Origin of the sequence: Akkermansia muciniphila (assembly GCF_018709685.1) — a bacterium.
Lineage (GTDB): Bacteria > Verrucomicrobiota > Verrucomicrobiia > Verrucomicrobiales > Akkermansiaceae > Akkermansia > Akkermansia muciniphila_E.
The window spans coordinates 75,545-88,465 of the sequence record NZ_JABDHQ010000003.1 but is presented as its reverse complement, the minus strand read 5'-3'; the positions used below and the strand labels follow the sequence as shown (position 1 = coordinate 88,465).

The following is a 12,921-nucleotide window of genomic DNA, read 5'->3' as shown; positions in this document are numbered from 1 at the left end:
TTAAAAAGTGGCTGTAATGGGAACGGAACGATAATTCCATCCGTCGTATCCATCAAGCAAACGGTAATTGTTGTTTTCGTAAGCACCGGGAAAAAAGACAAGCAGACGGCCCGATATCATGGGCGCCAATTGAGATACGAGACCATTTATCGTTTGAAATCCGAACAGGGAACCAATACCGGTCAGCGCCACGACCGTAGAGCTCATATCTTCCTGCCGGGTATCGATAAATGCTTTGAAATCAGAAACTAGTTTTTTTGAAAAATCACCGAGACATTCGTTCAATGCGCTCGGATCTTCAAAATACTCTTCGGCATAATCGAGTTGCAGCATCCAGCGGGAAAAAGAATCGGTAAAATCATAAGCGATCCACTCATGCCCCACATTGCGGGTTTCGAGATCGAACCGGGAATACTGTCGGCGCATTTTAAGTTCGTCCACGGGGTCATAGACGCAAAATATAACACGCTGATCCGGTGCAATATCCGTTGGCCATGGAACGGAAATAAAACGGATGTATTTATCCCTCAAATCATCAATTCTGCTCATAGATCAACTTATTTTCCTTTTCAGTGAGAAGCCTCGGGAATTGCACCTCTGCCACATCACCTATGCACTTAAAAGAGATTAATCCTTTTGAAGAGGCCTGATAGGCTAATTCCATAGCATGTTTTTCACTGCAGTCGAGAAGGCGCACGTAGTCTGAAAAAAACATATTGAGTCCTCTGTGGCCAGTTAAATGCGCCAGAAGAAGGGCATAAGCCATAGCTGCAACAGACGGGCTAATATATTGACGAATTCTCAAAGTATTCGTTTGCTTGGTAACCAGGCCGACTTGTGTCCATGAAGACAAGAGATTACGCGAAATAGACTTGATCGTGCTTTCATGATATTTATTCGGAAATTGCTGTATAATACAATCATATATCTGACTTGGCCCAAGTTCGTGATTTTGAGGTAATTTAAGAATAAACGGCGTACATGCAGCGAAAACGGAATCTCTTACAAAGGCCAGCAGTAATAAAAGTTGTTTTAGGGACTCGGGTTCGTGAGTATAAAGCTTGCACAGGATCCGGAAAAGAGGAAGAGCCTCGTCCAATCCGTAGAATGCCCTTAACTTATCAAAACAAATGGAGGCCGATTTACCCGTTTTTTTTCTTAAAATATTATTTTCCAAGATAATGTGACGAATGGACCGCCACTCCATTCCGGGATTTTCGACAAAAAAAGGAATGAGCATCTCCATCTCCCGGCACATCATCGTTCTGGAAGCATGAGTTGATGACTTTTTTAGAGAAAAGCCGAAATACTCAAGATACGCTTTCATGCTTTTTTGAGTTCAGAGGAAGCATGCCCCTTGCGCACCCATTGATCGACCTCTTCTATTTTGAATTTCCATAAACGCCCCATTTTATGGGCAGGCATGTTCTTTTCCTTTACCCATGTATAAACAGTATCCCGTTTAACTCCGAGATATTCCGCAATTTCTTCAACAGATAGCCAACGGTCTTCCATGGTAATCACTTTGCATGGGGTGAAAACTGTTCATGCAATGGAAAAACAGTCTATAAAAAATGACTCCACTTGCAAGAACCAATCCTCGTTTTATGCCTGTTTCTCCCTGTAAATTACAATGTGATGGTGTTTTCACGAAAGCATAGCTAAAAAAGAGGAGTCTGTTGGAACATCCTCTTGAGCTCCTTCCTCAGACGATTGGTCTTGGAAGTTTCCTCTCACCGCTAAACGATGATATTGCAAATGGCTTGCAGCAGCTGAAAGAGGGTCATAAGATTCCATAATTTTTATCAGAAAAACGTCGAAGTATTTCATCGAAGGGTATTGTAACGTGTCCTGTAGAAAAGCATATAGGACCGTTTGGCCGGGGGAGAGAGGAATGAGCACTTCACTAGGGTCTCTACTTCTTCTCTGGATTTCATCAAATGGTCGATGACTGTCCTAATGCGTTTGTCCTGCATCCCCAGTTGCCGTCCGAACTCTTCAAACAGGTTGCGATTCGTGTGCGTGGATGCGCCTCGAAACAAGCCGCCGGACAGGGCGAAATCGCTGTCCTGAATGTGCAGGCTTGTGTTGAGCAGATCGTACGCGGGGGACAAGGTCACATCTCCCTGAGGAGTTTCCAGTACGGAAAAATTCTTCAAATGCGCGTCGCCGTTCGAAAACAGATAATTGAACAACACCAGACGAAAGAAGCGTTCCATTTCAATTCTCCATGCGGGGACATAACGGCGGATGAGCTCTCCCATTTCCAGATAGGAGTAATCATATTTAAAGTTGGAACCGCCCTGGGCGGATGTTTTCCCGGCCAGTGAGGCGAAGTCTTCCTTGCGTAGTTTACCGCCCTCCTGAGTGATGTCAAATCGCCGGGTGATATAGGCCGGTTCCCCGGTCCGGAAAAAGCATAGTCCGTTGGGAGCCGTTGAAATGCCGAACAGCTGAGCGGCAATTTGCATGGTCACGTGTTCATTGGCCGGCATATCGGAAGTCCGGACGAGGCGTGATGAGATGGGTTTCAGAAGATGCGTTCCCTGTTCTCCCGACCTGGTCAGACGGATTGTTCCCCGGTCAACAAGAACAGAGAGTTTTTCCTGAACCCCTGAGATGGAAATGTGCTCTCGGTTTTCCAGAAACTCTTGCGGTTCGTTATGAAGGCCGGGGGCGTCATAGGGAAGAATTGGAGACACTTTTTTACCGTCGAACAGCTTCCGCAATCCGGTCGGGCTGTAGGAGGTGAATCCGGGAACCAGCGTCGAGGGGCAACGGTCAATGTTCATCGTTGGTATAAGGCTGTACTGTTAATGCTCCAATCGTATCATCATGACCTGTTGCAAGGAGCAGTCCGAAATAATCCTTTTCATCCAGATGGAAATGACGGCACTGAATTTCCTTGTTGACGCCTTCCGAGAGCATGTTGAAGAAAACGGGAAATAGATGGGGGGAACGGTACTCTTCGGAAGTTTTAGGCATTGTCAGGCTGACGGGAGGAAGCTCTTCTCTCATCAGGTAGGAATCCAGATACCGGAATACATAGCTGGAAGGGGATTCTTCTGTCAACGTTCCGGCAGGGATATTCCGCAACAATACAAGGGCGTTTCTCATGATTCAGGCCCTTTCATCACATCGGTTCTTTTGGGGCTCAACGACATTTCCAGTCCTAATACATCGAACAATCCCATCAGGATTCTGAATGTCGGGTTGGCCTGCCCAAGTTCGATTTTATTGAGCGTATTGATCCCTATGCCGGAAAGTTCGGACAAATCCTTCAGGGTAATGCCCAGTATCCGGCGTCGTTCTCGAATGTATGTTCCGATATCACTCAAATTCACAATACAATGTGAAATATCATGTTTTGAATGTTCTGTCTACTCTGTTTTCTGGTAAAATCACAATATGATGTGATTTTTAGGAACGAAAGATATCTACTACTGAACAAGAGCTTGCTTTGAAAAGAAGTGTTTTGGTGATTAGAGCCGGAGAACTTCCCGGCTCAGGAATTTCTGGATACGGCAGATAAAACAAGACTCCGTTGCCGGAGCCCTCCATGGAAAGGCTCCGGCAACAGGGATATGCAGATGTTTACCGCATTTCAGGTGCAGCTGCCTCCTGAAGTCGAGCACAGCTTCCGAAGGAAGGAGCCTTGCGGCATGTTCCTCCTGATTTTTCTATCAGTTCGTTGATCAGGGAAGATGCCTCCAGCTTGTTCAACTGTGAGGCTCCCTTGCCAAAGCAGAGTACGGCCAGATCATGAAGTTCGGAATTGTTGATCCCGTTTTTACGTGCCAGCAATAGGATAACCTGCCTCTGTTTTTCCGAACAGCTCCACGCCGGTTCTTCGGGGTGAGATGTCTGAGGATTCGAAGACGGCGGTTCAGGCAGCCGTGAAACCTGACGCATGGCAGGAAGCGGAGCGCCGGATATGTTTCCCGATCCATAGGAGGCATCAGGGACAAATCCGACCCGCCGGATCTGGGTATCTACAGCGGACTGGAGCGAGCTGTAGAGACGTTCTGCGGCAAAATCGAGTTCTGACGTATTTCCGATCTCCGTTTCGATGGAGACTTCAAACTGATGGGAGGAATACCCCGGCAGGCCGAGGCGCTTGCTGTAGTTGGCGATGAGTTTGATAGCCATGATGGTTGTTCTTTCGTTGTTGATGGGTAGATATAGTAAAGCCGCCATGCCCCGGTATGGGAACATGGCGACTTTATGAAGGATGACAGGCAGGTAAGAACCTGTGTCTGGTATATATGACGGTGAGGGAGGTATTATTTCAACATGACTCTCTGGCCCCTATCTTCCGTAACGTTCATGTTGCCATGATTGTTATGAGATGGATAAGCCAATGGGAGAGGGCAAGGTATCATTTGGAGGCAGTACTAGATAACTCAAAGATCTTGTAGAAAATAACGAGCGCTTTTCCTCAGCATGTCGGCATCTTCTGCTCTGCCATTTTCTCTCAACTTTGACTCCAATTCCCGGGATCTGTCGGCGATGACATTCAACTTGTTTCGAATCCTGGTATTCCTTTGTTGAATCGCTCCCTCAAGTATCCGGGCTTTACGCCTGGCGTTTTCTGCCCCTGCCGGATTGGTACGGCCAGTAAGAGCGTTGGGGGTCATGCATGAGACAGCCCATGATTCAAGGTTGGATATTTGCTTTTCATCTTTGATGTTCTGTTTACGAACCAGGGATATCTCTTGCTTTGACCTATAAAGGTCGGTAACGACGGAAGCGAGATCGTTAAGTAGTAGTTGATCATCCTCTTTTGCGTCCTTCAGAGCCCGTTTAATGTTGGCAATGGACATTTTTCCTGCATTAAGGTTGCCGGACGATATGTCTTGCAAAACCACTGGTTTTTCAGCCTCCTCGGGGGAAAGGGAATCTTTTCTTTTCCCTTCATCCTTGCTTTTCGCGTTTGCTACGGCTTCCCGTAATGCTTTGACGCAGTCCGTATGTCGCTCATTAGCAGCCAACGTAAGAGCCGTTTCCCCATCCTTATCTTTCGCGTTAACATCCGCTTTTGCAGTCTCAAGTCGTGCGAGTTCATTTAGCATGTTTTGACGTTCTGAACTTCGCATCCATTCCATACGTCTTGCTGGAGAATTTTCGAAAGAAGCATCACGTCTGGCAATCTCTTCTCTAAGTGCATTTGCGTTGATTTGTTCTCTGCTAAGTGGTTCCTTGTCTCCATATGTCACTTGTATCGCATCTCCTTTGTTGGCAACATCCATAGGTGCGGTATTTCCGCTCTTATTCTTTTCTCTTAATATTTCCTTTAACCGATCTCCAGTTTCTTTAGAAATTGAATATGCCAGTTCTAAACTTGTTTTGTTTTTCTTATTCTTGATCGTTACATCAGTTTGGTTTGTAACTAGCAGTGGAAATACATCATTCGCTCCGAACTTGTCATAAGTACCCCATTCAGAAATATACTCACAATAAGGTTCTCTCATTATTAAATGTAATGGCGTATTTCCATCAATATCCTGAATGTTTACGTCAATACCTCTTTCTGTAATAAATTTAATTCGATCGGCCTCGAATTTAAGCCCTCTAAAATATTCAAGTTCTCCAAAGTCTTGCGATAATATATAATGAAGAATAGTTGCTCCGTTTTTATCCTTTATATCAAGAATAGCTCCATTCTCTATAAGATATTGAATAATATCTTTGTTTTTGATGTAAAATAATGGGGTTCTTCCCAAGTTGTCCTTGCTGTTAATATCAGCCCCATTAGCAATAAGTAATTTAGCCATGTGTAAGTTGTCTACCTCATGTAAGGGCGTTTTCCCTTTCGCATCACGACAATTGACTTCAGCTCCATTTCGAATAAGAAGATCAAAGACAGTTCCCCATTCTGAGGTATAATCGGAGTCTGAACGCTTCACTAAATCGTGAAGTGGGGTTGCACCATCAACTCCTGTGATTCGGACATTGGCGTGTCTTTGAATTAACTCTATTGCTATTTGGGGACTTTCTCGATATCGAGAGCAGGCGTCTCCCAATAGTGAAGAGGTATGTTTTCCTACTTCATCGGGATTGGCTCCTCGATCCAGCAATGATTTAACAAGATCATACTGATCCGTAAAGACAGCGTTATGCAATGCGGATATTTCATTTTTAGAGATATGAGCATTCGGATCTGCTCCAAGTTTCAACAGAAGCTCAGCAATTTGAGGTTTTCTCTGATAAACAGCAATATGCAAGGCCGTGGGATATTCGCATGATCCTCCTATATAAGGATACCTCGTCTCACAATCGTTAATATCTCCTCCGTTTTTGATCGTTAACAACATTTTACCTAGAACAAAATCTGCTTCTTTTTCAGGAGATAGTCGGGCAACTTGCCTATCTATTTCTTGCTTATCTGAGGATGTTAACTTATCACAAGACGACAGAAATAATGAAAAAAGTAAAAAAAGTGTAATATATTTTTCATAATTTTAAAGCGCCCATGGACTTGGATTATTTGAACGTCTTACTTGTCCTGTTCCGCCACAGGTTGGGCACACAATAATTGGCCGGTTCATATTGTATCCACCTGCCCCCGCAGTACATGTTCCAGCTCCTCGGCATCTGTTGCAGGTCTCAATTTTATTGGCTTCACGTTCTGCCTGAATTCTGTTATTGTACATTATCGCTTGTTGTGCCATTTGGCGTAATCTTTGATCTTGGAGCTCATTCGAAATTTGTCTTTGTGTTCTAGCGTTTTCCCAGGATACTATATCATCATTGTTTTCCTTATGATTCAGCATTCCTATTAAAATCAGAAAAAACAAGCCCATTCCTATTGCAGTATAATAGCTCAATTTCCATGATTTATAACCTATATTCAGTTTCTTTAATCCCCATCGATGGATCTGATTCAGTACTTCATGATTCTGGATCCAATCTGACAAGGTTCTGTATTCCTTTACCGTCGATGCCTTCATTTCATCTGGAGAAAAGGCTTTCTCATGTTGTTCCGCATGAGCAGACGATGTGTTCGAATGGGATGCCGTATCTTCTGAACCGGGATGTGGAGGAAGAGGCGGCAGCTTGGCGCTGGAAATAAACCATTCAAAAGCGTCTTCACAGGAACGCCATTGATCCCATCCTTCTGTCCAGACATAAGACCCGGGAGGCAGAGTCCGCTGATGATAAAGGCCTTTTAGCTCGTCTTCAGAAAAAGGACCTTCCTGTGTGCTACCCGGTCGGGCAAGGTAATAGGAAATCATAAGCATTAGAGGCGTAGATTCATGAACTGAACGAGAAGAAACGCATCAGAGGAATAATGGCAACAGTCCTCCCAGAATGAGTATTGAGACAAGCATGAGGCCCAGGATGGCAAAGGAGCGTTTCCATGAGCATTGGAAATTCCGGGCGACTACAAGGATGACCAGAATTTCAACGAAGAGAAAGAGCCATGACTGATTCACCCAGTTGCCAAGCATATCGAAGATGGCCAGACCAACGCACCACGGGATCAATGTTTTCCGGTTTATTGTAGCATCCTTGGGAGAAAGCAGCACAATATACCCGTACAACAATAGACCGGAGATGATGCTGATGAGGAATGGAAACAAATCCGCAGAAGAAGATCCTTTCACGGTTTTCATGAATGCATAGTATTCATCCAGTTCTCTCTGTGCTCTCGTATCCCCGGCATTTGCTTTCTGTTGCAACTTACCGTTAGCCCACTCATTGGTACGCTGAGCCATAGCAAGCTGTTGACGCAAATAATTAGCCTGGGTCGAATCACCCTTTCCCTCAGCTTCAGCAATAGCATTCTCCATCCGTAGGGCTCCTATAGCACGTTCCTTGGCTGTAGTGGCTCCTCCCATATACTGCTGGTACAAGCGATTACCATATTGTTGCCTTGCCTGCGCCATAGACTTGTCGAAGTCATCATCCATTGCGGTTCTCTGCGGAGGAGAACCGGGCTCATCTTGAGAGAACGCCTCAGGGGCATAAAAAAGGCAGCAAAATCCCATCAACAGAGCAGTAAGAATGCTTCTTTTTATCCCAAGTCTTTGTCTTTGACGTACTGTATTCATTGTTATGTTTGTATTTGTGTTAATTCCATCCGGACAGGATTTTGCCTGCATGATAAGATGTGAAAAGAGTTAGAGCCAAAATACCACAAAGAGTGACGTACGAATGTTTCTATATCTCTACACCCAAAATCACTGCTGCCAGAATTCCCCCGACAAGAGAAATTCCCATACTGATGCCTAATACCCCGAATGATTTACCCAGTGTGATATTCAGAACTTTATGAGCAACCAGGACAATAGCCGCCAGTTCCAGCAAAGCAAGAAAACCTGAGTCTATCACGGTAAGGATGAGATCGACCACGGCGAATACAATGGCAATCGTCTTGAAGTCCTTGATTGCAGCCGGTTCTTTATGCTCGGACAACCAGTAGAGCGCCAGGAAGATCGAATAACCAAACAATCCGGAGCAAATCAACGTAAACAGAATCTCCCTGCCGGGTTCTGTTTTGCTAAGTTCCCGAGCGCTCTTCCCGACAAGGATGGTGCAGGAGGACAATAGGGAGGTGGTCACAATGGCCAGTCCTGTCGCTAACCCGATTTTATGTATTTCATTTCTCTTCATGTGATTACATGTCGTTGGTTATTGATTGCAGAATATGCCTCTTAACCCGCTTCCAGTTGCGGCAGGCCAGCGTTCGAATCCCGGAATCCGACTGGCTGATCAGGATGCCATGCACTGCCTGCTCCCGTTCCAGAACGGTGCGGCGTTCCTTCTCGGTGAGAGTACCGGGATGAACGACCTCGACGATCACAGGCGTCATCTTCCCGTCGGGGAAACAAACCATGCACCGGTGTTCTACCGTTTCCATTCCGTCCGGCCAGGTAATGACTCCGGCGCTTTGCACCTCCTTCAGGGAATGCCATTGAAACCCTTCCGATGAATCATTCCCATGGCAATCCGGATGACGGCAGTCCGCGCAGCGGTACCCCAGCGGCTCCCCGCATAAATCGTCCACCAGAACCTTGTGTCCGACAGCCAGCCCGCCCTGCCGGTCGGCCTCCAGATTCTGGACGACATAACGGTGCATGGCCCGTTCGACGAGCATCAGTTGATGGCCTCCACATCGGGGACAGGTGAACTGGATGATACTTTTCATTACCGGCATCTCGTTTACATTGCCTGTATATCTCTTTTTTACGATTTTAGTCAACCTGAAAATCTCATTTTAATCTCAAAAATAGGGATGTTATATAACCGTATTGCCATTCCTGAGCGATAGTGCTACATTCCGAAACATGGCGGGAGTGAATCAGGATGAGCTGAAAATGAATGTCAAGCTGTGGCTCAAGGCCAACGGTTTCGACTACGCATGGCTCGCCGAACGATGTTTCGTGACGGAAGCGACCGTCCGCAACTGGATGGCGAAAAAGCCCATTCCCGCCGCCAAGGAACACATCATCCGGGAACTCATCAAGCAGCTCCCGTTGACCCTTCCGAGCCGGGTGCAGGTGGAAGAGGAGACGCTGATTACCCTGAAGCTCGACCCGGATACCCGCAAGGTTCTTGAGAAAAAAGCCTTTGCCCAGGGAAAAACCCTGAAAGAGTTCCTGGCCGACGAAGTGCCGAGGCTCGGCAATCCCCCGCTTGCCTGATTGTATGGACGCCTCCGGCTTCTCATTGCCTCCGGGATCTCTGCTGGGCAATTACAAGTTGCTCAAGGCGCTGGCCCAGGGAGGCTTCGGCATCACCTACATCGCCTGGGACAGCCAGCTCAGGCGCAACATTGTTCTCAAGGAATGCTTTCCTCTGGGATTGTGCAGCCGGGATTCGAATACGGGAGAGATCATCCCGTTGCCTCATACGTCCCGGCAGGCTTACCGGACGGCCATGGATTCACTCCGCAAGGAAGCGCAGACGCTGGCTTCCCTGAACCATGAACGCATCGTCCGGGTCTACGATGTCTTCGAGTCCCATGGCAGCATCTTCTATGTGATGCCGTGGCTGGAGGGCGGTTCGCTGCGGGAACGCATGGACGAAGCCGTTTCCGGGAAGAGCACGATCACCCCGAAGCAAGCCGCCGAGTGGCTTCTGCTCCTGCGGGATGGGCTGGACTATCTGCATGGCAAGGGGATTTATCATCGCGACATCAAGCCCGGCAACATCCTCTTTGATGAACGGGGGTTGCCTGTGCTGATCGACTTCGGGGCGGCGCTCAACAAGCCGGAAGTGACCTGTACGATTACTCAGGGAGAGTTCTCGTATGCCTATGCCTCCCCGGAACAAATCACCGGGAAAGGAGCAATCGGCCCATGGACGGATTTCTATGCATTGGCCGCTACCTGGTACGAGTTGATCTCAGGAATTTCCGTCGAACCGGCCGACAGGAGGCTGATGCGGGATGATGTCGCCCCGCTCTCGGGCATGGCTCTTTCCCAGCCATGGCCCCGGGAATTGCTGGCATCCATTGACAGGAACCTGCGGCTCAGTCCTGAAGAGCGTTGCCAGACAGCCGGACAGTGGAAGGAATGGCTGCAACAGGGGAAACCAGAAAAGCTACACAAAGGAAATTCACGGGAAAATACTCTGATCGTTGCTTCCCTCGGTTTACTGGTGGTTATCATCATACTCGGAATATGGACGGTAAACCGATTATCCGCCGATAAGGCCGAGCCTCCTGATCAACTTGTGTCAGAAAAAACAGGAGGTAACGGCATACCATCTACTCCACCTTCCACGCCTGAAATTGATCAAGGAACATCAGATTCTTCTGTCCAGAAAATAAAAAGCCCTGCCATGGGTATTCCTCCATTAAGCAAGGACGCTTCAGCAATATTACCCAAGGTGCTGGATTATTTCCAATGGGAGGAACAAGAAAAAAGGCTTAGAGGCCAAATCAATAAGGCATCGCAGGACGATAAGAAATTCAAAGAGTTTATTCGACAAGAGGTTGCGACAAGAAAGCAATATATTGACCAATTGAAGTTTCCTCCGTGTATCATGGAAGAAGTGATCGTCGATAGCCAGCGAAAATATTATTCTCCCGTATGGTATGACTCCGTTCTACTGAAATCTTGCCGGGACTCATGGCAACATGTCGCTAACAGCCTGAGTGACATGATTGCAAAAACAGCCCAATGGCAGGAACTTTACCCTTCTACCTCCATCCGGGAAAAAGAGTTTGTGCAAGAAATCGCATCACATGAAAAGCGGAAATTGCTCATGGAACGCACCAATCTAAATAAACTGGAGGACTCTGTCAGTGATTACCTAAAGACATCAGAGAAGGAAATCAGAGATTATGCCTATGAAATAGGCAAGAACTATTATGATCAACCGATTGTAACGGAAGAATGGCAGGCTCGTGAAAAGTATGAAATAGATGCTATTCTCGGCGAGATAGGACAATCTAAACAGAAAATCATTCAACAAGCAGCAGAGCAAATTGATAAGAAGAAACTTTTTTTCGAGAAGGTGGACAACATAATTTCTTCATTCAAGACCCGTCAGGAATTACGAGAATGGTCTGAGGGAAACGAAATCCGACAACTGGAACAAGAAGGGAAGGCGCTGGATAAGGAATATGACCGGATCGCTGAAATGGAGCAGAATTACCGTGAAAAGGCAGGAGATTATTTCAACTCATTTGATCGCGTCAAAACACTTGTTCCTGCCAACGAAGTCGGTTGGATAGGCAACTTTGCAAATGAACTTTCTGCCCTTGTCAACCGGCCTACAAAAGGGCTTAAAGGATGGGAGCAGGATGCCAACAATTACCTTTGGCGAAAGATTCGTCATGCTTCCAAAAGTTTTTAACAGCCTGGAATTGAAAATTACTTGCGGCCCTTCCTGTTCTCCAGCTTTTTGATATCCTGCTCCAGTTCTTTCACATAGTCCTGTTCCGCCTGGTGTTCGGCCAATAACCTGCGGTGTTCTTCATAGAAGCGGTATTGTTCCCGGACATGTTCCCGAGCCTGTTTCATTGACCGGTTTCCCTTGCCTTTTAGTACACGCCTTCCCATGAGACGAAGCAGTTCGTTAAGCTTGTCTTCCCACTCATGCAGAAATATCTCACGGCGGTTCTTTGCCTGATCCTCGACAAAGTCCAGACACAGGGAGGTCAAACGATTGAAATCGCTGATTTCTTCCTCGTTAAGGTAGTTCTTTGCAACAGTGATATCACTGGCATGGATTCGGTCTCCAACCCAGCTGGTCAACCCCATGTTGGGCGCTGATGCGTCTGCCCGCATCATCATCAATTCCGCAGCACTGTGTCCGGTAATGGCATAGTGCAGTTTGTTCTGAATCGAGCTGAAAAACTCCGTCGTTTTCTTTCCGGACGGCATATAGTCAGCCGCCATGGCAAAAACATCCTTGATGCGCAGGTACATGCGCCGTTCGCTGGCACGAATGTCCCGAATACGCTCGAGCAATTCATCAAAATAGTCCGGCAACGGTGTCGTTCCGGGAATCGGCGGGTTCTTCAAGCGTTCGTCATCAATGACAAATCCCTTGATCATGTATTCCTTCAGGCGCTGGGTCGCCCATATGCGAAATTGAGTGCCCCGTATGCTATTCACCCGGTAACCGACGGAAATGATCATATCAAGGTTGTAAAACGTGATGGAACGTCTAACCTGACGCATACCCTCCTGACGAACTTGTAAGAAATCCTTACAAGTTCCTTCCCTTTCAAGCTCAGCATCTTCGTAGATATTCTTCACGTGCATGATGATGTTTTGCACGGATGTCTGAAACAGTTCGGCCATCATCTGCTGGGTCATCCACAATGTCTCATCATGGATGCGAAGATCCAGACGGATGTTGCCATCCGGAGAAGTATACAATAACAGCTCTCCGGGAACCGGGGTTTCGTCTTCTGTCGGCAGATGGGTCATACCTTGTCTTCTTTTCGATCAATCCATATTG

Annotated in this window: 16 protein-coding genes; 2 read left to right on the top strand and 14 right to left on the bottom strand. The window is 46.8% G+C overall.

Going from position 1 to position 12,921, the window contains the following annotated elements; genetic code table 11:
* The 13 genes from HHJ06_RS03140 to HHJ06_RS03080 all read right to left on the bottom strand — a co-directional run bounded on the left by HHJ06_RS03140 (position 1) and on the right by HHJ06_RS03080 (position 9,100).
* Positions 1 to 549, bottom strand: a complete 549-nt coding sequence (locus HHJ06_RS03140) for a BREX protein BrxB domain-containing protein (protein ID WP_215427516.1) — start codon at positions 547 to 549, stop codon at positions 1 to 3.
* A complete protein-coding gene (locus HHJ06_RS03135) occupies positions 536 to 1,327 on the bottom strand; it encodes a hypothetical protein (protein ID WP_215427514.1) in 792 nt (263 codons plus the stop codon). The genes HHJ06_RS03140 and HHJ06_RS03135 overlap by 14 nt, the downstream gene beginning before the upstream one ends.
* Positions 1,324 to 1,515: a methylation-associated defense system helix-turn-helix domain-containing protein MAD1 gene (mads1, locus tag HHJ06_RS03130; protein ID WP_215427512.1), complete on the bottom strand. Its 192-nt coding sequence runs from the start codon at positions 1,513 to 1,515 to the stop codon at positions 1,324 to 1,326. The genes HHJ06_RS03135 and mads1 overlap by 4 nt, the downstream gene beginning before the upstream one ends.
* 132 nt (positions 1,516 to 1,647) lie before the next feature.
* Positions 1,648 to 1,830 carry a hypothetical protein gene (locus tag HHJ06_RS03125; RefSeq protein ID WP_215427510.1) on the bottom strand — a complete coding sequence of 61 codons (183 nt, stop codon included), beginning with the start codon at positions 1,828 to 1,830 and terminating at the stop codon, positions 1,648 to 1,650.
* Positions 1,827 to 2,792, bottom strand: coding sequence for a type II toxin-antitoxin system HipA family toxin (locus HHJ06_RS03120; protein ID WP_215427508.1), 966 nt, complete (start codon positions 2,790 to 2,792; stop codon positions 1,827 to 1,829). The genes HHJ06_RS03125 and HHJ06_RS03120 overlap by 4 nt, the downstream gene beginning before the upstream one ends.
* The gene (locus HHJ06_RS03115) at positions 2,782 to 3,117 is read right to left on the bottom strand and encodes a HipA N-terminal domain-containing protein (RefSeq protein WP_215427506.1); all 336 of its coding nucleotides are present in this window, start codon (positions 3,115 to 3,117) and stop codon (positions 2,782 to 2,784) included. The genes HHJ06_RS03120 and HHJ06_RS03115 overlap by 11 nt, the downstream gene beginning before the upstream one ends.
* Positions 3,114 to 3,338 (bottom strand): helix-turn-helix domain-containing protein, encoded by a 225-nt coding sequence (locus HHJ06_RS03110; protein WP_251841393.1) that lies wholly within the window; start codon positions 3,336 to 3,338, stop codon positions 3,114 to 3,116. Before HHJ06_RS03110 ends, HHJ06_RS03115 begins: the two co-directional genes overlap by 4 nt.
* Before the next feature lie 256 nt (positions 3,339 to 3,594).
* Complete coding sequence (locus HHJ06_RS03105) at positions 3,595 to 4,149, bottom strand: hypothetical protein (protein ID WP_215427500.1); 555 nt, start codon at positions 4,147 to 4,149, stop codon at positions 3,595 to 3,597.
* 254 nt (positions 4,150 to 4,403) lie between these two features.
* A complete protein-coding gene (locus HHJ06_RS03100; RefSeq protein ID WP_215427498.1) occupies positions 4,404 to 6,314 on the bottom strand; it encodes an ankyrin repeat domain-containing protein in 1,911 nt (636 codons plus the stop codon).
* A 147-nt stretch (positions 6,315 to 6,461) separates the two neighbouring features.
* Complete coding sequence (locus HHJ06_RS03095; RefSeq protein WP_215427496.1) at positions 6,462 to 7,235, bottom strand: DUF4339 domain-containing protein; 774 nt, start codon at positions 7,233 to 7,235, stop codon at positions 6,462 to 6,464.
* Positions 7,236 to 7,280: 45 nt separating this feature from the next.
* Complete coding sequence (locus HHJ06_RS03090) at positions 7,281 to 8,054, bottom strand: hypothetical protein (RefSeq protein ID WP_215427494.1); 774 nt, start codon at positions 8,052 to 8,054, stop codon at positions 7,281 to 7,283.
* A 109-nt stretch (positions 8,055 to 8,163) separates the two neighbouring features.
* Positions 8,164 to 8,616 (bottom strand): hypothetical protein, encoded by a 453-nt coding sequence (locus tag HHJ06_RS03085; protein ID WP_215427492.1) that lies wholly within the window; start codon positions 8,614 to 8,616, stop codon positions 8,164 to 8,166.
* Positions 8,617 to 8,620: 4 nt separating this feature from the next.
* Positions 8,621 to 9,100, bottom strand: a complete 480-nt coding sequence (locus HHJ06_RS03080) for a hypothetical protein (RefSeq protein WP_215427489.1) — start codon at positions 9,098 to 9,100, stop codon at positions 8,621 to 8,623.
* Between the two features lie 190 nt (positions 9,101 to 9,290).
* Between HHJ06_RS03080 and HHJ06_RS03075 the strand changes: the two genes are divergently transcribed.
* Positions 9,291 to 9,647 (top strand): hypothetical protein, encoded by a 357-nt coding sequence (locus tag HHJ06_RS03075; RefSeq protein WP_102730251.1) that lies wholly within the window; start codon positions 9,291 to 9,293, stop codon positions 9,645 to 9,647.
* 4 nt (positions 9,648 to 9,651) lie between these two features.
* Positions 9,652 to 11,808: a serine/threonine-protein kinase gene (locus HHJ06_RS03070; protein WP_215427487.1), complete on the top strand. Its 2,157-nt coding sequence runs from the start codon at positions 9,652 to 9,654 to the stop codon at positions 11,806 to 11,808.
* A 17-nt stretch (positions 11,809 to 11,825) separates the two neighbouring features.
* On the opposite strand, the gene HHJ06_RS03065 is transcribed toward HHJ06_RS03070, so the two are convergent.
* Positions 11,826 to 12,890 (bottom strand): virulence RhuM family protein, encoded by a 1,065-nt coding sequence (locus HHJ06_RS03065; RefSeq protein ID WP_215427484.1) that lies wholly within the window; start codon positions 12,888 to 12,890, stop codon positions 11,826 to 11,828.
* Positions 12,891 to 12,921 lie beyond the last annotated feature (31 nt).